This window comes from Bradyrhizobium sp. SZCCHNRI3043 (assembly GCF_032377735.1).
In the GTDB taxonomy this organism is placed as follows: Bacteria; Pseudomonadota; Alphaproteobacteria; order Rhizobiales; family Xanthobacteraceae; genus Bradyrhizobium.
This window is the reverse complement of record NZ_JAUHID010000017.1, coordinates 23,241-47,051: the sequence shown is the minus strand read 5'-3', so window position 1 is coordinate 47,051 and position 23,811 is coordinate 23,241. Positions and strand designations below refer to the sequence as shown.

The window sequence follows — 23,811 nt, the reverse complement described above, 5'->3', positions numbered from 1 at the left end:
CGGATCCCGCAATCCGGCAGCCGCAGCCATATTCGCCCTCCGACTACGCCGCCGCTGCGACTTCGTCGATCGAGGACATGACGGCCTCGGTGGCCGTCTGATGCACCATGTGGCCGGCGCCGCGCACGCGGCGAAAGGTGCTCTGGCTGACGTCGTGATGAAGCCGTCTGGACTGCGCGTCGATGTCGATCAGGCGATCCTGATCGCCGGCGACGATCACGACCGGCATCTTCAGCTCACCGTACGCCCTCCTGAAGCGGAAAGCATCGGGAATCATCAGCGCGGCCTCCGCGGCGGAGGCGCGGATCTGCGACGGGCGAACCGCCATTTCCTTGGGGAAGCCGGCAAACTTCGCCGGAACCGACCGCGGGCCGAACAGCTTGGCCATCAGCAGCGGCCACATCATCCGGCTGATCAGAGGGGAGATCGTGTAGCGCAGAATATCGCCCAGCAACGGAATGGCCGGAGCCGATCCGGCCACCACGTCGGACCGGAAGGTCGGATAGTAATAGCCGGAGGCGAGCACCATGCCCTTGACCATGGCCGGATGTTCGAGGGCGAGCGCCACCGCCACGGATGCGCCCCAGGAGTGACCCAGCACGAAGGCCTCCGATACGCCCAGGCGGTCGAGCGCGCTCTTGATCAGCCGGGCCTGCGCCGTCGGTGTCCAGACGACGTTGCGCGGCCGGTCGCTATGGCCGAAGCCAGGCCGGTCGAACGCAATGACACGGTAGTTCTGCGCCGCCAGATCGATCAGGCCGCTGGAGGCGAAGTCCTGGATCATGCTGCCGTTGCCGTGCAGCAGCACCAGCGGCACGCCGGTGCCGCGCTCGACATAGTGCAGCCGGACGCCGTCGACGTCCATGAACTGGCCGGCGGGGGGATTGGCCCGTTCGGCCGACTTGGCGAGGCGGCGATTGATCAGCGCTGTGACGGCCAGGACGGCCGTGGCCGCCGCTGCCGCCAGAAGAAATGGATGAGTCTTCGCCAGCGACCGGCCGCGACGCGTCAGGGGCTCGAGGGACGGTGTCGGGTTGGTCAGGAGGCTGGGCGTTGGGGCTGCGAGCTTGCGCGCTGTGGTCCGGGCTGCGGTCATCATCTGCCCTCATGGAAAGGCGTGCACGACAACCGGAGGATCCGAGAAATGATGCAGCGCAGGGGCAACGGCCGGTCACGCGGTTCGTTCCGTTACACGGTCCTGGCAGCCATGATCGGGTGTAGGTCGACCTCCGAGCGGTCCGGCCCGATCTCGAACGGAGCAATCGGTCCTGCTGGCTCGAGGCAGGAGTCGCCACAGATGTGCCTTGCGCAAACTGCCCGTCGGGCAGAATCTTCTTTACGAAATTCAGAAATTGTGCTTTGATGAGCGCATCCCGCCTCACTTCGGAGGGGCGTTGCGCGCGATCGTCACGACACGCGAGGCGGGGAGCGGTGGCCGCGACGTGCCGCAGCGTGTCCTCACGGATGCGCGGACGAACGGCATGGCGCGGACGTGAAGTCGCAGCGTGCTGACACCCCGATGCTGGTGTCCCGCGCAATGCGCAAGCATTGTGCGCATGGTGGCCAACAAGCCCGGTGCACCAAGCAGACTGCGTATAAGCGTGAAGACCATCGCGCAGGGAAGGCCGGGCGTTTTCCGGCTGCACCTGTGGTACCTGCCGCCTGCATTTTTTTCGCAGGCGGGCCGCAGGCGTCAGCCGACGCCTGGCCTTCCCTGCGCCCTCCGACTTGATGAGGGTGAGCGAGACCAGCATCACCCGGGCAGTGTCTGCCGCGGGAATGCGATGTCGTGCGTAGTTCGATATGGGCACGATCGCGCGTCATCACCGCTGTCGTCCCGGGCTTGACCCGGGACCCATATCCACAGGGAGAAGTTGTCGCGCACGCTGGTCGACCATCGCGCTTAACAACATTGGCCGGTGGGTATGGGTCCCGGGTCAAGCCCGGGACGACAGCGGAGTGAAGGGCAAGACCACGGCTCATCTCCACCTCGCGGAATATTTTCCACGCTTGCCAAGCCTCACCCAACGGTCCAAAAAATCTCCAACCATTCGGGACGAAACGACAGGAAGCGGAGACGGAATTGACCATCAAGGGCAAGGCCTACATTGCCGGGATCTATGAGCATCCGACCCGGCATGCACCCGACAAGTCCACGGCGCAGCTGCATGCCGAGGTCGCCAAGGGCGCGCTCGAGGATGCCGGGCTCAGCGTGCGGGATGTTGACGGCTATTTCTGCGCCGGCGATGCGCCCGGCGGCGCCTGGCCGATGGTCGACTATCTCGGACTGAAGGTCCGGCACATCGATTCCACCGAGACCGGCGGCTGCTCCTACCTCATTCATGTCGGCCACGCCGCCGAGGCGATCGCCGCCGGCAAATGCTCGATCGCGCTGATCACGCTCGCCGGCAAGCCGCGCACCGGGCCGATGCCGCCGCGCGCCGCCGGCGCCGAGGCCGATTTCGAGATGGCCTATGGCGCCACCACGCACAACGCCTATGGCATGTGCGCGATGCGCCACATGCACGACTACGGCACCACGTCGGAGCAGCTCGCCTGGATCAAGGTCGCGGCCTCGCATCACGCGCAGTATAATCCGCACGCGATGCTGAAGGAGGTCGTGACGGTCGAGGACGTCATCAACTCGCCGATGATCTCCGATCCCTTGCATCGCATGGACTGCTGCGTCGTCACCGACGGCGGCGGCGCGCTGATCGTCACCACGCCCGAGATCGCCAAGAGCCTGAAGAAGCCGCTGGTGCGCCTGATCGGCCATGGCGAGGCGATGAAGGGGCCGCGCGGCGGCAAGGATCTCGACCTCACTTATTCCGCCGGCGTGTGGTCTGGCCCGCGTGCCTTCGAGGAAGCAGGGATCACGCCCAAGGACATCAAATACGCCTCGATCTATGACAGCTTCACTATCACCGTGCTGATGCAGCTCGAGGATCTCGGCTTCTGCAGGAAGGGCGAGGGCGGCAAGTTCGTCGCCGACGGCAACCTCATCTCCGGCGTCGGCAAGCTGCCGTTCAACACCGATGGCGGCGGCCTCTGCAGCAACCATCCGGTCAACCGCGGTGGCATGACCAAGGTGATCGAGGCCGTGCGCCAGCTGCGCGGCGAAGCCCATCCCAAGGTGCAGGTGCCAAACTGCGATCTCGCCATCGCCCATGGCACCGGCGGCCTGCTCGGCGTGCGCCACGCCGCCTCGACCTGCATTCTGGAGCGCGTGTGATGTCTGATCAGAAGAAGCTGCCGGCCCCCGTTACCAATCCCGAGACCAAGGCGTTCTGGGATGCCGCCGCCGAGGGCAAGTTCATGATCAAGCGCTGCACCGCCTGCGGCGAGGCGCATTATTTTCCGCGCTCGATCTGCCCGTTCTGCTTCTCGGACCAGACGGTGTGGGAGCAGAGCGCAGGCGAAGGCGAGATCTACACGTTCTCGATCATGCGCAAGTCGCCGACCGGCCCTTACGCGATCGGCTACGTCACGTTGAAGGAAGGCCCATCGCTGCAGACCAATTTCGTCGACTGCGATTTCGACGCGTTGAAGATTGGTCAGAAGGTGAAGGTGGTGTTCAAGCCCACCGACGGCGCGCCATTGCCGTTCTTCACGCCGGTGTAGTTGAGGAGCAACAATGCCGGTGGACGTCATTGCAAGCGAAGCGAAGCAATCCAGGGCTATTTCCAAGACTCTGGATTGCTTCGTCGCTGCGCTCCTCGCAATGACGACCGAGTGAGTGTGAGGCTGACGTCGGTGGAGCCCTCTCCCGCCCTTGCGAAGCTCCGCTTCGCTTGGGGGAGAGGGCGCAGCAATGGGCACCGCGCAACGACAAGCGCGTAGGGTGGGCAAAGGCGCGGAGCGCCGTGCCCACCGTTGCCAGACGAAAAGGCGGTGGGCACGCTTCGCTTTGCCCACCCTACAAGGAACGCGTTTCGGGGAGGACACCAACAACATGCCGATCAACTACGATGAGCTGATGGCGATGAAGGCGATCGGGCAGCCATATGCCTATAGCGATCGCGAGGTGATGCTGTACGCCTATGGCATCGGCATGGGCGCCGATCCGATGGACGAGAGGGAGCTCGCCTTCGTCAACGAGGCCACCGCCGAGCCGCGGCCGTTGAAGGTGGTGCCGACCTTTGCCTCCGTCGCCGCGTGGGGTTCGGGCCCTGGCGACATGAAGCTCAACCGCGTGCTGGTGGTCGACGGCGAGCGCGACATCACCTTCCACAAGCCGCTGGCGACAGCGGCGAAGATTACCGCCGACTCCTCCGTGCTCGCGGTGTCCGACAAGGGCAAGGACAAGGGCGCCGTCATTCGCCATCAGACGATTTTGCGCGACGAGGGCGGCGCGCCGCTGGCGACGCTGGTGGCGTCGCGTTTCGCCCGCGGCGACGGTGGCTTCGGCGGTCCGTCCGGCGGCATCCCCGAGCCGCATCCGGTGCCGTCGCGCGCGCCCGATCGCAGCGTCGACATTTCCACGCGGCCGGACCAGGCGCTGATCTACCGCCTGTGCGGCGACCGCAATCCGCTGCACTCCGACCCCGAGTTCGCACGCCGCGCCGGCTTCCCGCGGCCGATCCTGCACGGCATGTGCACCTACGGTCTCACCTGCCGCGCCGTGCTGCAGACCTATGCCGACTACGATGCGTCAGCGTTCCGCCAGCACGCCGCGCGGTTCTCCTCGCCGGTGTTTCCCGGCGAGACCGTGACGGTCGATCTCTGGAAGGACGGCGACGTGATCTCGTTCGAGGCGCGGGTCAAGGCGCGCAACGTCACCGTGATCAAGAACGGCAAGACGGTGCTGGGTTGATACTTGCCATGTGAGGCACACCAGTTCGTTGTCGTCATGCCCGGGCTTGACCCGGGCATCCATCCGCTTCCGAAGATGGATGGCTGGGTCAAGCCCGGCCATGACGAACGAAAGCAAAGAAGACAGCGGAGGAGCCACATATGGGACTGCTCGACGGCAAGGTGGCGCTGATCACCGGCGCAGGTGGCGGTCTCGGCGAGGCCTACGCAAGACTGTTCGCGCGCGAGGGCGCGGCGGTCGTCGTGAACGATCGCGGCGGCCCGCGTGACGGCTCCGGCTCCGACCTGTCGATGGCCGAGCAGGTGGTCGCGGCGATCGAGGCTGAGGGCGGGCGCGCGGTCGCCAACGGCGCCGACATCTCGACCATGGCCGGTGGGCAGTCGGTGTTCGACGACGCCATCCGCCATTTCGGCCGCGCCGACATCCTCATCAACAATGCCGGCATCCTGCGCGACCAGACCTTCGCCAAGTCGAGCGAGGCCGACTGGGACAAGGTGATCCAGGTGCACCTCAAGGGCACCTTCTGCTGCACCTTGCCGGTGTTCCGCTGGATGCGCGACAATGGCGGCGGCGTCATCGTCAACACCTCCTCGACCTCGGGCCTGATCGGCAATTTCGGCCAGTCCAACTACGGCGCCGCCAAGGGCGGTATCTGGGGCCTGTCCAACGTGCTGGCGATCGAGGGCCGCAAGTACAACATCCGGGTGTGGACGCTCGCGCCGGGCGCGCTGACCCGCATGACCGCGGACCTGCCGCGCTACAAGGAGAACCCGGACGCGGCGTTGACACCTGAGGGCATCGCGCCAGCCGTGCTCTACATGGTCAGCAGACTCTCGGGGGATCAGACCGGCAAGGTGCTCGGCGTGTCCGCCGCGCGCGGCGTCCGTGAGATGCGGATGATGGAGATGGAGGGCTGGAAGCCACCGTCCTCGGCTTGGAACGCCCAGGACATCGCCGCGCACGCAGAGGAGATATTCTTTTCGGAGGCCGATATAGCCAAGTCCGCACGGCGGTTTTGATGTATTCAGGACGTCATTTCGGGCCTGCGCCTGGCGCGTCCGGAATGACGCCAGAGAGATTGGAGACCAGACGAGATGAAGCTCACCGCCGCCGCCAAAGGCACCTTCGCGATCGCGCCGACGCCGTTCCATGATGACGGTCGCATCGACGAGGCCTCGATCGACCGTCTGGTCGATTTCTATGCCGAGGCCGGCTGCGACGGCATCACCGTGCTGGGCATCATGGGCGAGGCGCCGAAGCTGGACGCCGCTGAATCCGAGCAGGTTGCAGTGCGCTTTGCCAAGCGAGCCAAGAACCTGCAGATCATCGTCGGTGTCTCCGCGCCGGGTTTTGCCACCATGCGCGCGCTGGCGCTGAAGTCGATGGATGCGGGCGCCGCCGGCGTGATGATCGCGCCGCCGCCCAGCCTGCGCACCGATGATCAGATCACCGGGTATTTCAAGCAGGCCCAGGAGGCGATCGGCGACGACATCCCGTGGGTGCTGCAGGATTACCCGCTGACGCTGAGCGTCCAGTTCACGCCGGCTGTGATCCGCAAGATCGTCATGGAAAGCCCCTCCTGCGTGATGCTCAAGCATGAGGACTGGCCGGGCCTGGAGAAGATCTCGACGCTGCGCGCGTTCCAGAAGGACGGCTCGCTGCGGCCGCTGTCGATCCTGTGCGGCAATGGCGGTCTGTTCCTGGACTTCGAGATGGAGCGCGGCGCCGACGGCGCCATGACCGGCTATGCCTTCCCGGAAATGCTGGTCGATGTCGTCAAGCTGTCGCAGGCCGGAAAACGCGACGCCGCGCACGACCTGTTCGACGCGCATCTGCCGCTCGTGCGCTACGAGCAGCAGCCGGGGGCGGGGCTTGCCGTGCGCAAATACGTGCTGCAGAAGCGCGGCGCCATTGCCTCCAGCGCCCAGCGCAAGCCGGCGTCCGGCATCAGCGCCGCGGCCAAGGCCGAGGTCGACTATCTCTTGTCGCGCGTGGCGCGCTATGATGCCCGCGCCAACCTGCAACCTCGTGCCACCGCCGCGGAGTGACTATGGCTGACGCCGCCGCCGTCCGTCCCGCCTCGACCGTGCTGCTGCTGCGCGACAGCGCAGCCGCACGCGAGATCGAGGTGTTCATGATGGTGCGTCACCATCAGATCGAGTTCAACTCGGGCGCCCTGGTGTTTCCTGGCGGCAGCGTCGACAGAGGCGATCAGGAGATCGCCGGCAGGCCGGAGCTCTATGCCGGCGATGAGGGCCTGGAGGCCGAGGCGCTCGGCTTCCGCATCGCCGGGGTGCGCGAGACTTTCGAGGAGAGCGGCATCCTGCTGGCGCGGCCGGGCCGATCGGACGCGCTGATCGATGCTGCTGCCGCCCGCGAGATCGAGGCTGCGCATCGTCTGGCGCTGTGCGAGGGCAAGATCAGCTTTTTCCAGGTCCTCGAAGCTCACGGCCTCGTGCTCGCGCTCGATGCGCTCGTTCCCTACGCCCATTGGATTACGCCCGAAGGCATGCCCAAGCGCTTCGACACCTGGTTCTTTCTGGCGGCGGCGCCGCCGGACCAGCTCGGCGCCCATGACGGCCGGGAATCGACCGACTCCGTCTGGGTCTCGCCACGCGAGGCGCTGGCGGGCGGCGAGGACGGCCGCTTCAAGCTGCCGTTCCCGACCACGCGCAACCTGATCCGGCTCGGCAAGCAGCCCGCGGTGGCCGGCGCCCTGGCGGCGGCGCGGGACATGGACATCGTCACCGTGATGCCGGTCATGACCAAGACCGCCGAGGGCGGTCGCCAGCTGCGCATTCCGCGCGAGGCGGGCTATGATGGCGAGGTGTTCGAGTTCGGTGCGGCCGGTTAACCGCACGGGCTATTTTTTCGTCCGGCGGATGATACGCGGACGAGAATTGTTCTCTATATGTTCATTTGGCCGCCCGGCGGCTCGTATATAGTGCGGTTCCGACCATCGGATCCCATGAGTAGATTACCGGACCTCGACACGGCCTGCAGCAGCCTCCGATCGATGACGATCGGGCGGATGATCTTTGGCAGCTTTCTGCTGCTGCTTGCCGTGATCACCGCGACCAGCATGGCGAGCGTGATCGCCATTCGCCACATCGATTCGACCTTTGCCGAGTTGCAGCGGCTGCAGGGCGTCGGCGATCTCGCCGAGGAGATCGACCAGCGCATGAACGAGCTGCGGCTCGCGGCGCGCGATTTCGTCACCGATCCCGGCTCGCGCTCCGACCGTGCCATGGAGGCGGCGACCGAGCTCAGCGCGCTCCTGAAGAAGACGCGCCTGCAGCTGGCACCGGAGCAGCAGGCGACCATCGATGGTGTGTCCCAGCGGCTCGCCAATTACCGCGAGGGCATCGACCGGATCAGTGCGCTGATCGCCCGGCGTGCCGAGCTGCTGTCGGGTTTGCCGGCGGCGCGCGAGAGCTTCGAGGACGCCATCGCCGGCCTGACTGATCGCGCCACGGCGCGGGCCTTGTTCCAAGTGCAGAACCAGGTCGGCGCGGCGTTGCTGGCGCGCGACCCGGCTGGCGCCGAGCAGGCCGCCCGCAGCATGCGCGCAATGCCGATCGAGGACAGCGCCCTGCGCGCGGCAGCGGACCGCTACGCCGAGGCGATCATCGCCATTGCCGGCACCGAGGACGAGATCGCACGCCTCGACAAGGAGGTGCTGGGCATCGAGGGGCGGCTGATCGGCCGGGTCACGGAGCTGCTGCGCGCCTTGAGTGCCAGCCAGGGCAAGGTGCTGTCGCGCGACTTCGCCCGCACGCTGGCGGAGACGAAATGGCAGAGCATCATCTTCGGCACGGCGGGCGTTCTGATCGGCATCTTTGCTGCCTCGTTCGTGGTGCGCCGCACGGTGAAGCCGCTGGCCTCGATCGCACGCTCGATTCGGGCGCTGGCGGCGGGCGAAAAAGCTGCGTCGATCCCGCAGACCGACGTTCAGAACGAGATCGGCGACATCGCGCGGGCGGCAGAAGTCTTTCGGCAGACTTTGCAGGATGCCGACGCGGCGCGCGAGGCGGCCGTCCGCGCGCTGGCCGAGCAGCGGCTGGCCGAGGAGAGCTATCGCAAGCTGTTCGAAGCTTCGATCGACGGCATCTATGTGACCACACCGAGTGGTCTCGTGCTCAATGCCAATCCGGCGCTCGCGCGCATCATGGGCTACGAATCCGCGAGCGAGCTGATCCAGAGCGTCAACGACATCGCGGATACGATCTATGTCCATCCCCTGGCGCGCGAACGCTACCAGCGGCTGATGCGGCGCGACGGCATGGTGCGCGAGTTCGAATACCAGGTGCGCCGGCGCACCGGTGAGATCCGCTGGCTTTCGGACAGCGCCACGGTGGTGCGGGATGAGAACGGCGAGGTAATTCGCTACGAAGGCGTGGTTCGCGATATCACGGATCAGAAGCGTGCCGAGGACGCGATCGCGGAAGGCCGGCGATTGCTGCAGCAGGTCATCGACACCGTGCCGGCGGTGATCAACGTCAAGGATAGCGAGCTACGCTATGTCCTGATGAACCGCTACATGGCCGGCATCTTCAACGTCGAGCCCGAGGATGCGCTCGGCCGCACCACCGGCGAGCTGATGTCGCGCTACGGTGCGAACAAGACGGACTCGAACGACAAGCGCGTGCTGGCGACGAAGGCCGGCCTCGGGTTCTACGAGGAGGAATACCTCGATTCTTGCAACGTCATGCGGCAATGGCTGGTCAACAAGCTGCCGCTTCTCGACGCCGACGGCGAGGTCGACAAGATCGTCACCGTGGCGCTCGACATTGGAGAGCGCAAGAAGAGCGAATTGGAGATGCGCAAGGCCAAGGAGGCCGCCGAGACGGCGCTCCGGAACCTGCGCGAGACCCAGGCCTCGCTGATCGAAGCTGAGAAGCTCGCGGCGCTCGGGCGCATGGTCGCCGGCGTTGCCCATGAGGTCAACAACCCCGTCGGCATCAGCCTCACGGTCGCCTCCGCGCTCGAGCGCAAGACCGAGCGCTTCAGCGAGGCGGTCACGCGGGGCGAACTGCGGCGGTCGAGCCTCAACGAGTTCATCGAGATGAGCCGCAGTGCGGCTGGGCAGCTCGTCGCAAATCTCAATCGCGCGGCCGAGCTGATCCAGTCGTTCAAGCAGGTCGCAGCGGACCGCAACTACTCCGACAAGCGCACCTTCGATCTCGCCGATCTCACCGAGCAGGTGGTGATGAGTCTGCGCCCGGGCGTGCGCAGACAGAACCTGACGGTGAATGTGGATTGCCAGCCCGATCTGGTGATGAACAGCTACCCCGGGCCTTATGGGCAGGTTCTGACCAATCTCTTCCTCAATGCGGTCGCGCACGCGTTTCCGGACGGCAGGAGCGGTGTGATCGAAATCAGGGCGCGGGAATCCGGGCGCGACAATGTCGAGATCATCTTTTCCGACAATGGCTGCGGCATGTCGCTCGACGTTCGCCGCCGCGCCTTCGATCCTTTTTTCACAACGCGCCGCGACCAGGGCGGCACTGGCCTCGGCCTGCACATCGTCTACAGCATCGTGACCAACCGGCTCGGCGGCCGGCTTGATCTCGACTCCGAGCCGGGCGCCGGCACGCGCGTCCAGATCATTCTGCCGCGGGTCGCGCCTCTCGAGCAGGCGGCCGAGTAGGGAGATCCGCAATGCGCGGGGATGCCGCGCCGCTGCGTGAAACTCCGGATTGACTCTCACGAAGCCGAGATCGAATCGAAATCTGGCCCAGTTGATGCATCATTATCCGTGCACCCTGGGGTGGTGCAGGAGCCAGATGGACCAGATGGAAATGAGCAAATGGATCGTGTCCCGCGGCCATGAGCCGCATCGAGCTGATCGTGCCGACATCAGCAACACGGGTTCGAGGCGACCGGCGGTCGCTCCATGGAAGCCGCCCATCCAGGTCGGCGGTGCGGCGCTGCTGATCGCACTCTGCGCGCCACCGTCACTGGCGCGCGATCGCGGCCAGTATGCGAACTCGTCGCCGGAGATCAAGGCATGGTTCGACGGCCTGCGCAGCGGCAAGGGCCCGTGCTGCTCGGATGCCGACGGCAGCGCCGTCAGCGATGTCGACTGGGAGAGCAGGGGCGGTCACTACCGCGTCCGCATCGAGGGGGAATGGCTCGACGTTCCCGACGAGGCGGTCATCACCGAGCCCAACCGCGTCGGGCGCACCATGGTGTGGCCGATGCGCGGCTATCAGGGCCTCTCGATCCGCTGCTTCATGCCGGGCAGCATGACGTAGCCGAGCGGGGCGGCGCTCAGACGTATTTCTTGTCGCGCTCCAGGAGCTCGATGGAAATGCCCTGGGGCCCGCGGATGAAGCAGATGCGAACACCGGGGCGGACCGTGGTCGGCTCGGTCGTGAAGGTGACGCCCTTGGCCTTGAGCTCGGCGGCCGCGGCGTCGATCTCCTTCACGGTGAGGCCGAAATGATCGAGGCCCTGGTGCGGGGTCACCGGTGGCTCGTTCACTCCGTCGCCCGGCTCGACCTTGGCGATGAACACGCTGGCGCCGCCGAGCTTGACGTCGATGCGGCCGGGATTGCGGACGATCTCGCCGCCGAGAATGTCGTGAAGCCAGTTGGCGGTGGCTTCCGGGTCAGGGCTGCGCAGATGGATATGGTCCCACGTGACATTCAACATCGTCGAGATCTTTCGAAAGAGTGAACCGCTTGCGGCGCGGCGGCGTTCCTTGAGGCGTCGGCAGCGGAGCGGATGTTTACCGGCCCGTCGCCGGCCGCGCCAGCCGGCAAACCGACCGGTATCCGGGCCTGCCCTCCAATTGTCGGCTTTGCATGCAACCCTATCGATGTTTGCCGATTGAAGCTTCCAGATGCCCCCGCCGGGCAGCCGATGGTGCAGACATGAGCGCGGGTCTCTCTCGTTTGCTGGGTCGCAAGCCCGATGCCGCGGCGTCGCTGGCCATGCGCCGAAGCGGCGGAGCGTCCATCCCTTTGGGAGCCGCCGTGTCGGGGTTGGCGATCCTCGCGCTGATCATGTTCGGCGCAGTCGGGTGGCTGATCATGTCGGTCGAAGAGGAGGAGATGGCCGACCTCCGCCTTGCGCAAGTCACATCGGCCTCCCCGAGCGGCCGGTATGAAGGAGATGAAGACGGGACGGAGCCATCGCATGGGCTCTCGTCCGTGGTGCCCAGTCTGGGGTCCAATGCGCACCCCGATTCGTCCCCGGTCGTCGGCTCCGGCCGGAACGTCATGGACGCGCATGCCAGTCTGTCGCCGACGATGCTACCTGCGTCATCCACTGCGCTCGACCCGGCCGCTCTGTCCGGCCTGCGGATCAGTTCCCAGTCCTGGCGGCGCGGCGGGCTTGGATCGAAGGCGCTGGTGACCTTCACGCTACGGAATGCCAACAGTTTCGCAGTCAAGGACGTCGAAATCAGCTGCGCCTTCAGCCGGCGCGACGGCAGTCACGTCACCGACCGCCGACGGATCGTGCCCGGCCAAGTCGGGTCGCGCAGCCGCAAGACCTTCGCGGCGGTCCATGTCGGATTCGTCAACGTTAACGTCAGCGCGGCCAAATGCGCGCTGGTTGCAGCGACCAAAATCTAATTATGTCGCGCTAGTCTCCCACGGTCTTTGAACCCGAGCGTTCGACGCGGGAACATACTGTCATGATCCTCCGTTAGGTGGATGTCGGCGCAGGTGCCGACGGAGCGGTAAATTATGCCCATTCTCCGTTACTTTCTTTTCGTCGGTGGAACTCTGCTGGCGCTGCTCGTCCTGGCGGATGCCGTGCTTCCCAGCGTGCCATTGCCTGCAAGCCTGTCGTCTGCGTCGGATCTTCCCCCGGTGCGCATTCAGTCGACGCGAAAGTGGCCGGAGCGGATCGTGATGGACACCTCGATCGCCACGCCAGCTCCGGTGAAGCTCGCGAAGGCGGAGCAGCCTCCGGCAGAAGTGGCCAAGAACGGTCTCCGCGACGCCTTCGCGCAGATGAGCGCCGTCGAAGCCAACCCGCAGGTTGCGGCCGTGAAGGCCGCCGAGAAGCCTCGCGCGACGCGGATTGCCGACACGAGCAAGGCGAAGAAGCGAAAGGTCGCAAGAGCTCATCTGGGCAGACCGATGATCCTGGTCGCGCAGCAGCCGCATGTCGGCCCTTTCGCTTGGACCTGGTAGTATCGATTGCCCGCAGTCCCTGGTCGATCCAAGCAGTCCCGGTGCAATCGCGCGCCGGGGGCGGTCGAACTGACGTGGGCTGCTGCGCCGTTTTTCACGCCGCCGCGCTGCCTTGATCTTGCGCAAAGTGCGCTCCTTCCGGAACGCCTAGCGTCCCTTGCATGGGACCTGGGAGCGTTTGCCCGGGGACCCAGGAGACGCTGAATGACGACTACCACGCCCACCCTCTCGATCTCGCCGGAGAAGGTCGCCTTCGTCGTGACCAAGATCCACAAGCATGAAATGGAAGCGGCCGAACCCGAATTGCTGGCAGATTTGGCGGATGACGACGCGGCGCCCGGTACCGGTGGGCGAGGTTTGAACACGGACAGGTCGGAGCTCGTCAGCTTCATCAGGGGCCTCAATGTCGACGAACAGATCGATCTGGTCACGCTGATGTGGCTGGGCCGGGGTGACGGCTCGCTGGACAATTGGGATGAGCTTCGTGCGCAGGCCGCTCAGGCGCACAACAATCGCACCGCGACGTACCTGATCGAAACTCCGATGCTTGGCGACTATCTGGAGGAGGCTCTCTCGGAGTTCGGCCTTTCCTTGGAAGACTTCGAAGAAGGCATATAGCTGGGCGGCGTCTCCCGATGGATTCCCAGCACGTTCTTCGTTGCAATTCGGATGATGGAGTAATCTCATGGACAAGCTGAAGGTCGGAACCGGTGATTGGATCGTCGTGTGCGACGGCCGCAAGGCACTGATCCTCGAGAACGTCGGTGACAGCATGTTTCCGAACCTGCACACCAAAGAGGTCCGTGAGCAGGAGAACGACCGCACGAGCGCTCAGGGCACTGATGCGCCCGGCTCGGTGCAGCAGTCATTTGGCAATGCTCGGAGTTCGGTGGATCAGACGGATTGGCATGATCAGGCTGAGCGCGCCTTTCTCAAGCAGCTTGCTGATCGCCTGCATCAGGCTGTCCTGTCGGGCGAAACCAAAGCCGTCACGATGGTGGCGTCGCCGCGCGCGCTCGGGATCATCCGCGCCGACTATTCCGACGCGGTACGAAAGGTGCTGCATGGCGAGGTCCACAAGGATCTGGTCAAGCTTCCGGTCTACGAAATCGAGAAGCAGCTGCTCGCCTGAGGCCGGCTTTCTCATACCAATGAGCGCCCGGAGGCCCCGTTCGCGGTTTCGACCGCGACGGGATCAATGTGTGCTTTCATGCGACGGTGTCGATTCCGGCGCAGCAGGCACCAGACTTGTGTCCAGGTGCGCGGCTCCTTTTTCGACGATCTCGTAGCCGCAATCATCCAGCCAGGCGATCAGGCGATCGGCCATGGCGTAGTCCCAGGTCGGGTAGGAGCGTGCGATGACCTGGCGTGGCGTGAGCTTGCGAGACATTGGTGATCCTTCCCTGATCTCATGGTGCTCGATGAGACGTCGAGCGTCTGGTCTTGTCATCTTGAACCCCAGAACGCGATGCGCGGTTCCTGCGGCGCCCGAGCGCTGCCGCTTGAGGAGCGCTGATCATTCACAGCGCCTCGGCGAAACGGGGCTGAATTCATCAAGCGCTGACCACGTGTGGCTGCGCGTCGTCGGTCACGGGAGCCGAGGTGCGCTCCGGCTTCTTCTCCACGATCTCGTACCCACAATGATCGAGCCATGCGATCAACCGGTCGGCCATGGCATAGTCCCAGCTGGGATAGGATCTGGCAATGACTTCGCGGACTGAAAGCTTTCGTGTCATGATGTCGATCTATCGCTCCCTGCATTCGCCACGGGCTCGTCCGGCGCGCATCCGGACGATCCAAGGCTGGCCGGCAGTTCGTGCCGCCGGCTCCTGATGTTGTTCGGCTCGTCACGTTTCTGAGCGCGCGCGCCCCAACGCCTTGCTGGCTCACCACGATCAAATTGGCGTGGAGAGGTGATTTTTCCGCTTACCGCTCGCCCAGGCTGCGCAATCATCGCCCAACATGGTGAAAACCTTCTCGCTACGATGGTTTCCCATTTCCGTGCACGGATATGGCGCGGTCGTGCGCGTAGTAGGGCTAGAGTGTGGTGGCGGCGCGATGTTTCGTCACAGGCTGGCGGCGACCATCTCCGACGAGATCTCAGCGCGAGCAGGCTGCGATCGACGGGGGAACGGTTTGATACGTTCATGGTTTCCGCTGGGGCGCAGTCGCAGGGGCTCGTCGCCTCGGAGTCAATGGAGCAAAGCGATGAGGCTGATGTTTTGGGTTGTGCTGCTGACTGGCCTTGCGGCAGGAGGCGGCCGGTCGGTCGCCAACGAGTCCTGCGGCCCAGGGTGCCACGTCGCGCCCAATGGCGGCTGCGTCGTGAATGGCTGGGAGGTGGGAGCGCCGGTGTGGAACGAATGCCCTGCGGGCGCTCGGCCAAGGCCGCCATGCGGAACCGCGTTCAAATGGAGCAGACAGGCGAGGGCCTGTGTCAGCAGGTGAACATGCGATGGCTGATCATCGCCGCGGGAGCGTGTACCGGGCTGCCGGCTGCCGCGGGGGATCAGCGATTGTTCACGTTGGACGTCGCGCCCTGTCGTTAGCGGCGGCAGCTTCGTCTGGCTCCTGATTCAAGGTACGGCAAGGCTCCGGATAAGCCGCTGGTAGAGGCGCACCGCGAAGCACGGACGGGCCGGTGACACGGCGCTCAGACCGGCGTCGCATGGATCACGTCGCGCGGTGCACTGGTGCGGAAGGCTCTCCGTAACCATGTTCGCGAGGGCGCCTCGATGAGCATGTAGGTGACCCAGGCCACCGCCGTCGCAATCGCAACGAACAGACCGAGCCGCAGTGCGAGCTCGAGAGCGCCGGGAGCATCTGACTTTCCGATCATCGCAAGCCGAATGAGAAAGGGATGCAGCAGATAGATCGAATAGCTGCATTCGCCACCAATGATCAGGGCTCTGGACGACAGCCAAGCGGCATGGCCGTACCGACTGGCGGCGACGAAGACGATCGAAAATCCCGAGATCTCGATGAGACGTACGGCAAGTTCGATCACGAACGACCAGCCGGGCAGACGAGGCTGCAGAAACAGCAGGACAGGCGCACAGATGAGGCTCACCAGCGCAAGCCAGAACAGGAGCCTCACGCAGCGTCGCTCCCCGTCACCGATGCTGGCATCGGCGCGGTTCTTGTAGATCATGGCGGCAAGGCAGCCGGCCAGGAACTGAGCGATGTGAAGATAGGGAGAGTAGTAGGTGAGCCACTGCATCCCGTTTTGCGTGAGGCTTGGCGCGGCGGCCCGCAACAACGCATCGCCAAAGGTGAAAGCGGCGGCGATCGTCAGCGCGAAAGTCACGATGTTCGCAAGCGCGATCCAGATGATCGTGGGCAGCCTGGCGACGCCTGCAAACAGCAGGCAGACGAACGGAAACAGCAGGTAGAAGAACAGCTCGACGCTGATGGACCAGAAGTGCTGCAGCGACGGCACGACCGCGACCAGCATGGTGCCGTTCTGCACGGGAAACCAGGCTTGCGTCATCGTGAGGATGAAGCCGAGCGAGGGCGCGGAGAGGTCTCGCGCGATCACGACGTATGCGACGACCGCGAGCACAATCACGGCGTACATCGGGTAGAGCCGGGCGAATCGCGCGATGGCAAATTCACGAAGAGCGTTTCCGAACGGTTGCGACTGGAAGCGCGCGGCATAGTTGAGCCACAGGACGAATCCGCTCAGCACGAAGAACATCGTCATTCCGATGCTGCTGACCTGAGCGATGAGCTCCGGCAGCAGGCCTTGCGCCAACGACGGGGCGCCGTGGCCGATGGCGACCGTTGCGGCCGCGACGAAGCGTAAGCCGGTCAGCGAGCCGATGAAGCGTTGCTCGTTCACTTTGAGGGATGGTCCTGATACTTGGGAGGCGCTCCGGCTGTTGTAGAAACAGCAGGGTCCGGAGGCAACCCGACGCAGGCCGCCGGAGACGGGATTGCCGCCCGCTCGAGCGACGCTCTGGCGTTCAGGCCGGAGATGACTCTGCGCCCGATCGGTCCGGCGTCTGCCGTTTGCGGCGTCCGATGCGGCGGCGTCCCACGTTGCTGTCAACACCAACGAGCTGAAAAATAAAGAGAAATCAGCCTTGGCATCGGCGGCGTCCCATCCAAGGGGCGAGGCGTTTCCCGGTGCGGCATGCGATCGGCGGGAGGGGCGGGCAACAGGCTGGTAGGTTTGAAGAAAACCGGGAAGAGCAGCTTTTGCAGCGGATCGTGCCTGTTGCGAAACCCCGCCGGGAATCTTGGCCAGGGGAGGTTACGGCCAGGGCCTTGGTCGCACCTGCGTGGGATGCGGAGCCTCGGCCGGATTGCTGCAGGGGCCGGATTGCAAATGGACTCGCAAACCGACGGCGGCTAGTTATTTGTCACCTCCGGCTGGTCATCTTGCATGACGCTGAGCGTTTGAACGAGGACGGAAGCCGCCTTGCCCGCTGCGCCATCTCAGCTCACCGATCAAACCGTCGACACCCAGCTGACGACGAATTGCAATGCGCAGGTGGCCGCAACGTTCGACACCAACGACAGCACCTGGGTGACCTTCTTCGTCAACGGTACGATCCCGTGCTGGAGGACGCTCGTGTCGATTGGCGAGGTGAAGGTCACGCTGGCCGAGGATGTCGCTGTTGCCGGCATTGTCCTGTGCAAGGGGCTGACCGTGACCATGAACCCCATGGGTCCCTACTACACGGTCACGATGACAGGAGCGATCGTCGATTCCGGAAAGGAGAGCAGCTTTACCGGAATCGTGCTCGGCTCGTTCACCCGGTCCGCAGCGATGAAGCGTGCGATGCAAATGCTTCGGAGACAAGGCAGCCGCTGAGGGCCGGCCCGGCTTCGCGTGAGATGTAAACACCAGAATGTTATCGGGCGTGGGGGGCAGGACTGTGATCTGGCCCGATTGACCGCCCCTGCGAACTCTGTTACACGATGCAACCTCTGATAGATTTCGATCATTGGTAGTTTATTGATTTTCGACTCGCCTCAGCTGCGCTCAGCAGCTGCGCGCTGCAGGTTTCGACCTGTGTTTTACAAAAGGAGATAGTCATGTCTGATCGTGAAGGTATTCGTTTCACCGCTCCCGCCGTAGTAAAAACCCCCACGAGTCCCAACACCGATGTCGTCGCGACGCCGACGGGCGATCCCAACAACACGACGCAGCTCGTCTTCGAGTATCAGGGCCGCATTCCGGTCTGGACGCCGGTGGTTTCGCAGGCTCAACCTCAAGTCGTCTTGGGGGCCGACATCACGATCGGCGCAACGACTTGGCGCAAGGGCATCACGGTCCAGTATGCGGCGCTGGGATCGACCCAGTACACCGTGACCATCATCTCGGGCGAGATCGTGGACGATCGTGGGCTCTACTCGCTCCAGGGCGTGACGCTCGGCATCTTCCCGATCAGTTCGTCCGTCAAGTCAGCGGCGCCCGCGGCGACGCGGACCGAAGAGTATCCGCGCGCGGCCTTCACGGCGCTGCCGACGGTGAACACCCCGACCAGTCCGAACAGCAACGTGGTGACGACGCCGAGCGGCGACACCAACAACACGACCTACGTCTCGTTCCAGTATCAGGGCCGAATCCCGGTCTGGACGCCGATCGTCTCGCAGTCGCAGATCACTGCGGTCCTCGGTGCTGATATCACGATCGGGGCGACGACGTGGAAGGCGGGCATCACGGTGCAATATGCGGCGCTGGGCTCGACGCAATATACGGTGACCATCATCAAGGGCGACATCATCGACGATCGCGCCCTCTATTCACTGGCGGGCACCTTGCTCGGCATCTTCCCGATCGGGTGATACGAGCATGGACGCGTCCGCGTCAGCGCAGTTCGAGCAGGTCGACTCCTCCGCGATCTACGAGACCAGGGTTGCCGGCTCGGTTGGCTGGGCCGGCTACCTTCTCGGCGCGGGCTCGTCGCTGCCACCGTTCATCAACTACGATGACTCGCTGAAGAAGTACGGTGGCAGTTATCTGTTCGCGACACAGCGGCCCGCCGATCTCGATCGGGATCCCGGCGGGTTCGCCGAGCGTGCACGGACCTATATCAGCAAGGCGACGCGCAATCGCGCCGTCGTCTGGCTTGCCTCGGCCAATCCGGTCGTGTTTGGCGACTTCGAGCGCTATGGCGTCTCCTTCATCAATCTGCCGCCGGTCTACCAGGTCTCGGGCAACATGAACCTCTGGTTCGCCAGCAACGCCAAATTCTACATCCTCGATCAGAGCCGGATCGATATTGACGGTGGGGCGCTGCGCCTGTCGGGCTCGGCGCTGAGTTCACCTCCGTTCATCGGCTTCGCGGGCAAGGGCGACAACCCGCTCGGCATTCGGCTTGCGCCGGCCTCCAATAATCGCATCTACGCCTACGTGCCCTTCGGCGGCGCCAACACCGGCTGCGTGACCTTTGATGGGCTGCTCGATTCGAAACAGGCGTTCGTCAGCCAGGGCTTGGGGCAGGGCGTCCGCTACGTCATCAACAACAATGCGACGGCGTCGCTGCAAGCTGCGCAGTATGCAGCCATGACGGTGGCGGCGTTGCCATCGCAGCTTTCGATCGCGGGCGCTTTCGACCTCGGCGATCCGGCCAACCGCGTGATCAGCCGAGAGCAGCTCGAACAGGGCTATCTGCGTTCCGGTTTTGCCATAAAGGGGGCGCCTGCGCTGACCAGCGAATTCCGCACGACCGGCGGGCGTGTCGTGCAACTGACACCGCTCGGGGCTGGCAGCGGAGATACGGCGCCGGCGCTCGGCGCCGGGGGCTTCGCCTTTGCCACCAGTGTCGCGAGATCGGCCAAGACCGACACCGGCACCGCCTATCTGAGCCTGGCCGGCCACTATGCGCTCAGTGCCGACGGCAGCGCGGCCGGCCAGGTCGCGAAGCTGATGGGCGGACTGTTCGGATCGGAAGCGCTCAGCTTCAAGGCGTACGACGTCAGCCTGCCTGCAACACAAAACGATCGCCTCAACGCGATCCCCTCGAAACCAGGCTACGCGCCGGTGTTCCCGTTCGAGACGGCGGATCTCAACCGTCCCGCGAGCGGCGCCGTTGCGCCGCGCCTGACCGACGACCACCAGACCTCCTGGGTGACCATCGTCGCCGGGGGCGGGGCCGTCGACTATCTGGCCGAGCCCGAAGGCAGCGCGATCTACGGTGCGGCCGCGGCCGGCGCCGCGAATGCGGAGATACTCCAATCCGCGCCGCCGTTCATGCCGCTCGCCCAGGGCAGCGACAAGACGTTCCCGCTGGCGCCTTATGGAGCTGCTGCGAGCAGCGGCCTCGATGGCGCGACGCTCGTCCAGTTCGAGAGCCAGATCGTGGCCGCAACCCGCAAGTCGCTGATCTCGGGCTATGGCAGCAAGACGTGGTCGGCGCGGGTGCAGGCGGCGCGGGCTCACGCGTTGCACGGCACGCTGGCGGACGGCCCCAGCACCGATGGGACGACGCCTCAGGGCTTCATCATCGAGCGCGATCCGGCGACGGGGGCCTATCTGAAGGTCAGCATGGCGCAATCGCTCGACCGCGACGGCAATACCCTGCCATTCGCGCTATCTGCTCCAACCCAGGCGATGCAGGACGCCTTGCAGACCAACCAGCTCTTTCTGGTCGCTGTCAATCCGGAGCCGTTCGGCACCGGCGCCCAGTTCGCCAATACCGTCAACATTGCGGGCTGGACCATGACCGCGGCGGTCGGCGCCGGCGCGTCGGCCACCGCCTACCGCAACGTGATGATCATGAAGTTCTGCTCCGGCTCGTTGCTGGAGCGGGTCACGAATGCCAATCGTTGGACGTCCGCGGAGCAGTTCTCGCTGTTGCCCGGCACACCGACGGTCACCGCCGCGCTGTCCTACACCGGCCTCTCGCAATGGCTGCAGGACTACATTGCGGACGCCATCGCACGCTCGAAGGGAGCGTCCGGCCCATTCTATGAGAATTTCGCGCGCATTGCCCAGGATCCGAACTGGACCGGCGTCATCGTGCTCGCCGCCGATCTCGGCCAGCGCGACATGCCGCCGGAGATTGCGGGTCTTGCCGCCGGCATCGACTTCACGCGCTTCAATGCCCATCATTTCGGCTTCACCGTCAGTCGCGTCACGGTCGACGGCCGGAGCGGCCGGATCACGATGCCCTCGGGCAGCTCGAGCCTGTTCGGCCTGATCGACTACGAAGATCCGCGCTATGCGGTGAACGTCTCGAGCGGCGTTGCGCCCGACGTGCCCGTGGCGGTGCAGATGAGCGGCGAGTTCGACTTCACCGTGCTGCAGCTGCAGTCGTTGTTCGAGAACGCCAGGCTGACGCGGTTCGACAGCCACGTCCAGCTCTCGGTCGCGGCGCTGTTCGGCGCGCCGGTGTCGCGGCTGTACTCACGCGGCAAGCCGCAGCCATTCACGGGAATCGTGCTGAAGGGCAGCTATGTCGATCAGGGCGGCCGCGGCGCCTATGTCTTCGAGCAGAACACGACCAACGTGCTGACCAGCCCGTCGAACGTGCTGCCTGCCGTCGCCTTCGACCGCGTGCAGTTCAACACGATCGGCACCCAGGACCAGGGCGCCACGGTGGCGAGCAACTTCCTCGTCTGGGGGCGGCTCGATTTCACGGCGCTTCAGAGCACCGCCGAAGAGACGCTCGACCTGTTGTCGTTCGGCAGTCCGCCGGACACGCCAGAGGCGGCGCTCGGCGTCGGCCTCGCCTTCTCCGGTCTCGCCGTCGGAATGACCTATCCGCAGGCGACGCCTGGCGCCAAGCGGTTCGAGGTCGCGACCGGCAACCTGGCCTGGAATCTCAACGGCTCGACGATGCGCGACACCAGCCTGTTCCGCGGCTTCGCGCTGCAGCTGAAGAGCTTCGTCAACGCGACCGGCGATCAGAAGCCGTCCGATCTCGGCTTCCTGCCGGTGACGTCGCAGCTCAACCTGACCGAACTCGAGGGGCCCTGGTTCGGCGTCGTCTATGACATCACGCTGGGCGGTCCGGGGGCGCTCGCCTCGGGCGTCGGCTTCCAGTCGCAGCTGCTCGCGGCATGGTCACCGATCACCACCGGCTCGGATGCGCAGCATGCGGTCTTCATCGGCATGAGCCTGCCGGGCGCGGCGCCCGGCGCCAGCCTGTTCAGCATCCAGGGCGTCATCAAGGTTGCGGTCGGTGCGATCTCGATCCTGCGCCAGCCGGTCCCGACCGCATCGGGACGCAAGCTGTCTGATGACGGTCCGAAGTGGTTCTACTGCCTGCGGATCGACGATATCGCCATCAAGATCTTCGGCATCGCCAAGCTGCCGCCGTCCGCCAACATCCAGTTCTTCCTGTTCGGCGATCCCGACAACACCGGCAGCCTCGGCTGGTACGCGGCCTATGTCGCCGACGACAATCCGGGCTGCGAGCAGTCGCTCGCATTCGCCACACGCAAGCCCGAGCTGCAGGAGCCGTCATCATGACGCGGATCCTGTTCTGGAATATCGAGAGCTTCTCGGTCAACAAGATCTTTTCCGCGTCGATCAAGCGGCAGCGCGGCCATGGCGGCCTCAACGACATGCAGAGCGCGATCCAGCGCCGCGCGGTGATCAATGCCGTGCTGACGGCCACGCAGCCGGACATCATCGTCATCATCGAGGTGAGCTCCGGCGACAATGCGCCCAACGCGCTGGCGAGCCAGACCGGCGGCATCAATGCACTCGCCATGGTGCAGTTCGGGCTCAACAACCCCGCCACGATGGTGGCAGGCGGCTGGAATGCCGTGCCGCCGCTCTACACCGGGACCGGCGGGCGCGCCGAAACGGTCGGCATTCTCTATCGCCGCACCGACACTGCAGGCAACCTCCGTCGCTATTTCACCGGGCCCAACATCTGGACCGGCGGTCATGGCGGCCTGTCGGTGCCGCCGGGCGGCGGCGCCGCCGCGCCGTACAATGGCATGGTGGTGCCTATCGGTGCCGTGAACGTCAACGGAATGCTGGTGCCGCCGGGGCTTGGCGGCGTGCGCCAGATTCCTGCGGGCGCCCAGCACAATGGCGGCCTCAATGAGGACGTCGTCGCCGCGCGCATCGCCTTCACGACCACGCTCGGTGCGCCCGTTGCCTTTGGCGGATTGCGCGAGCCGTTCATGGCAACGTTCACCGAGACCGATAATCTCGGCGTCGTGCAGCGAGACCTCACCATCTTCGGCATCCATTCCCCGCCGAACAATCCCGCGGCGGCGAACTACATCACCACGCTGTCGACGATCAACGATATCGTCGGCGCCCTGGGAGTGAATGAGACGCGGGTGATCGGCGGCGATTTCAACGTCAATCTGTTCGCCGTCAACGGCACGGCCTCGGGCCTCTATAATCCGCTCACCGGGGGGCCCGGTGCCTACACGCTGCTCGTCAGTCCGACGGCGGTGGGAGTTCCTGTCAATCTCGACCAGTATAAGGGCTATTTCTCCACCCATATCCGCGGCAAGGACAAGACGGCGGCCTCCAAATTCCTCTGGTCCAACGGCGGCGGCCCGGGGCAGAGCTTTTATCCCGGCTACGGCTATGTCGGCTCCAACTTCGTCGCTGCGCCGTTCTACTCGATCGACAACATCCTGGTCTGGCCGCACAACGGCATGCACAACTATCAGACCACGATCATGAACACGGTGACCGGCACGCCGATGAACGCGGTCATGGCGCCGCCGGACAATCCTCCCCCGGGCGCGGTTGCGCTGGCCCACCAGTTCACCGCGGCGCCGATGGGGTGGCCGGGCGCGCCGACGGCGGCGAACTATCCCGGGATCGGCGGCGCCGGAAATCTGACCGGCTGGAGCAATTACGGGCGCGTTCGCAACACCAGCGATCACTTCGGCATCTCTGCCGACATCTGAGGGAGCGCC

Annotated in this window: 23 protein-coding genes; 18 read left to right on the top strand and 5 right to left on the bottom strand. The window is 65.0% G+C overall.

Annotated features, from left to right (window positions below; genetic code table 11):
• Window positions 1-43: 43 nt before the first annotated feature.
• Window positions 44-1,096 (bottom strand): alpha/beta hydrolase, encoded by a 1,053-nt coding sequence (locus QX124_RS25750; RefSeq protein ID WP_315798646.1) that lies wholly within the window; start codon window positions 1,094-1,096, stop codon window positions 44-46.
• A gap of 208 nt (window positions 1,097-1,304) precedes the next feature.
• On the opposite strand from QX124_RS25750, the gene QX124_RS25745 reads away from it, so the two are divergent.
• The 9 genes from QX124_RS25745 to QX124_RS25705 all read left to right on the top strand — a co-directional run bounded on the left by QX124_RS25745 (window position 1,305) and on the right by QX124_RS25705 (window position 11,070).
• The gene (locus QX124_RS25745) at window positions 1,305-1,496 is read left to right on the top strand and encodes a hypothetical protein (protein ID WP_315798645.1); all 192 of its coding nucleotides are present in this window, start codon (window positions 1,305-1,307) and stop codon (window positions 1,494-1,496) included.
• A gap of 587 nt (window positions 1,497-2,083) precedes the next feature.
• Window positions 2,084-3,232 carry a thiolase domain-containing protein gene (locus QX124_RS25740; protein WP_315798644.1) on the top strand — a complete coding sequence of 383 codons (1,149 nt, stop codon included), beginning with the start codon at window positions 2,084-2,086 and terminating at the stop codon, window positions 3,230-3,232.
• The gene (locus QX124_RS25735) at window positions 3,232-3,621 is read left to right on the top strand and encodes a Zn-ribbon domain-containing OB-fold protein (protein WP_315780868.1); all 390 of its coding nucleotides are present in this window, start codon (window positions 3,232-3,234) and stop codon (window positions 3,619-3,621) included. Before QX124_RS25740 ends, QX124_RS25735 begins: the two co-directional genes overlap by 1 nt.
• 331 nt (window positions 3,622-3,952) lie before the next feature.
• A complete protein-coding gene (locus QX124_RS25730) occupies window positions 3,953-4,813 on the top strand; it encodes a MaoC family dehydratase (RefSeq protein WP_315798643.1) in 861 nt (286 codons plus the stop codon).
• Window positions 4,814-4,953: 140 nt separating this feature from the next.
• Window positions 4,954-5,832, top strand: coding sequence for an SDR family oxidoreductase (locus QX124_RS25725; protein WP_315798642.1), 879 nt, complete (start codon window positions 4,954-4,956; stop codon window positions 5,830-5,832).
• A gap of 75 nt (window positions 5,833-5,907) precedes the next feature.
• Complete coding sequence (locus tag QX124_RS25720) at window positions 5,908-6,861, top strand: dihydrodipicolinate synthase family protein (protein WP_315798641.1); 954 nt, start codon at window positions 5,908-5,910, stop codon at window positions 6,859-6,861.
• Window positions 6,862-6,863: 2 nt separating this feature from the next.
• A complete protein-coding gene (locus QX124_RS25715) occupies window positions 6,864-7,667 on the top strand; it encodes an NUDIX hydrolase (protein WP_315798640.1) in 804 nt (267 codons plus the stop codon).
• A 114-nt stretch (window positions 7,668-7,781) separates the two neighbouring features.
• Window positions 7,782-10,463 carry a PAS domain-containing protein gene (locus QX124_RS25710; protein ID WP_315754293.1) on the top strand — a complete coding sequence of 894 codons (2,682 nt, stop codon included), beginning with the start codon at window positions 7,782-7,784 and terminating at the stop codon, window positions 10,461-10,463.
• A gap of 145 nt (window positions 10,464-10,608) precedes the next feature.
• The gene (locus tag QX124_RS25705; RefSeq protein WP_409997751.1) at window positions 10,609-11,070 is read left to right on the top strand and encodes a hypothetical protein; all 462 of its coding nucleotides are present in this window, start codon (window positions 10,609-10,611) and stop codon (window positions 11,068-11,070) included.
• A gap of 16 nt (window positions 11,071-11,086) precedes the next feature.
• On the opposite strand, the gene QX124_RS25700 is transcribed toward QX124_RS25705, so the two are convergent.
• Complete coding sequence (locus QX124_RS25700) at window positions 11,087-11,470, bottom strand: VOC family protein (RefSeq protein ID WP_315798639.1); 384 nt, start codon at window positions 11,468-11,470, stop codon at window positions 11,087-11,089.
• A gap of 221 nt (window positions 11,471-11,691) precedes the next feature.
• Between QX124_RS25700 and QX124_RS25695 the strand changes: the two genes are divergently transcribed.
• From QX124_RS25695 to QX124_RS25680, 4 genes are all read left to right on the top strand, one after another.
• Complete coding sequence (locus QX124_RS25695; protein WP_315798638.1) at window positions 11,692-12,396, top strand: hypothetical protein; 705 nt, start codon at window positions 11,692-11,694, stop codon at window positions 12,394-12,396.
• 114 nt (window positions 12,397-12,510) lie between these two features.
• A complete protein-coding gene (locus tag QX124_RS25690; protein ID WP_315776591.1) occupies window positions 12,511-12,963 on the top strand; it encodes a hypothetical protein in 453 nt (150 codons plus the stop codon).
• Between the two features lie 204 nt (window positions 12,964-13,167).
• Entirely contained in the window at window positions 13,168-13,581 is a 414-nt protein-coding gene (locus QX124_RS25685) for a DUF3775 domain-containing protein (RefSeq protein WP_315737650.1), read from the top strand.
• A 67-nt stretch (window positions 13,582-13,648) separates the two neighbouring features.
• Window positions 13,649-14,095 (top strand): host attachment protein, encoded by a 447-nt coding sequence (locus QX124_RS25680; protein WP_315737651.1) that lies wholly within the window; start codon window positions 13,649-13,651, stop codon window positions 14,093-14,095.
• A 63-nt stretch (window positions 14,096-14,158) separates the two neighbouring features.
• Here the strand turns inward: QX124_RS25680 and QX124_RS25675 are convergent, their stop codons facing one another.
• Both QX124_RS25675 and QX124_RS25670 read right to left on the bottom strand, forming a co-directional pair.
• Entirely contained in the window at window positions 14,159-14,353 is a 195-nt protein-coding gene (locus tag QX124_RS25675) for a hypothetical protein (protein ID WP_315737652.1), read from the bottom strand.
• Between the two features lie 163 nt (window positions 14,354-14,516).
• On the bottom strand, window positions 14,517-14,699 hold the full coding sequence (locus QX124_RS25670; protein WP_315737653.1) for a hypothetical protein: 183 nt from the start codon (window positions 14,697-14,699) through the stop codon (window positions 14,517-14,519).
• Window positions 14,700-15,171: 472 nt separating this feature from the next.
• Here QX124_RS25670 and QX124_RS31940 point away from each other — a divergent pair, with 472 nt between their 5' ends.
• A complete protein-coding gene (locus tag QX124_RS31940) occupies window positions 15,172-15,411 on the top strand; it encodes a hypothetical protein (RefSeq protein ID WP_409997750.1) in 240 nt (79 codons plus the stop codon).
• 205 nt (window positions 15,412-15,616) lie between these two features.
• Here the strand turns inward: QX124_RS31940 and QX124_RS25665 are convergent, their stop codons facing one another.
• Window positions 15,617-17,017: an acyltransferase gene (locus tag QX124_RS25665; RefSeq protein ID WP_315798674.1), complete on the bottom strand. Its 1,401-nt coding sequence runs from the start codon at window positions 17,015-17,017 to the stop codon at window positions 15,617-15,619.
• Between the two features lie 369 nt (window positions 17,018-17,386).
• Here QX124_RS25665 and QX124_RS25660 point away from each other — a divergent pair, with 369 nt between their 5' ends.
• The 4 genes from QX124_RS25660 to QX124_RS25645 all read left to right on the top strand — a co-directional run bounded on the left by QX124_RS25660 (window position 17,387) and on the right by QX124_RS25645 (window position 23,802).
• Complete coding sequence (locus QX124_RS25660) at window positions 17,387-17,782, top strand: hypothetical protein (RefSeq protein ID WP_315737654.1); 396 nt, start codon at window positions 17,387-17,389, stop codon at window positions 17,780-17,782.
• Window positions 17,783-18,006: 224 nt separating this feature from the next.
• On the top strand, window positions 18,007-18,759 hold the full coding sequence (locus QX124_RS25655) for a hypothetical protein (protein ID WP_315737655.1): 753 nt from the start codon (window positions 18,007-18,009) through the stop codon (window positions 18,757-18,759).
• A gap of 7 nt (window positions 18,760-18,766) precedes the next feature.
• Window positions 18,767-22,390 (top strand): hypothetical protein, encoded by a 3,624-nt coding sequence (locus QX124_RS25650; RefSeq protein ID WP_315798637.1) that lies wholly within the window; start codon window positions 18,767-18,769, stop codon window positions 22,388-22,390.
• Window positions 22,387-23,802 (top strand): hypothetical protein, encoded by a 1,416-nt coding sequence (locus tag QX124_RS25645; protein ID WP_315737657.1) that lies wholly within the window; start codon window positions 22,387-22,389, stop codon window positions 23,800-23,802. Before QX124_RS25650 ends, QX124_RS25645 begins: the two co-directional genes overlap by 4 nt.
• Window positions 23,803-23,811: the final 9 nt, after the last annotated feature.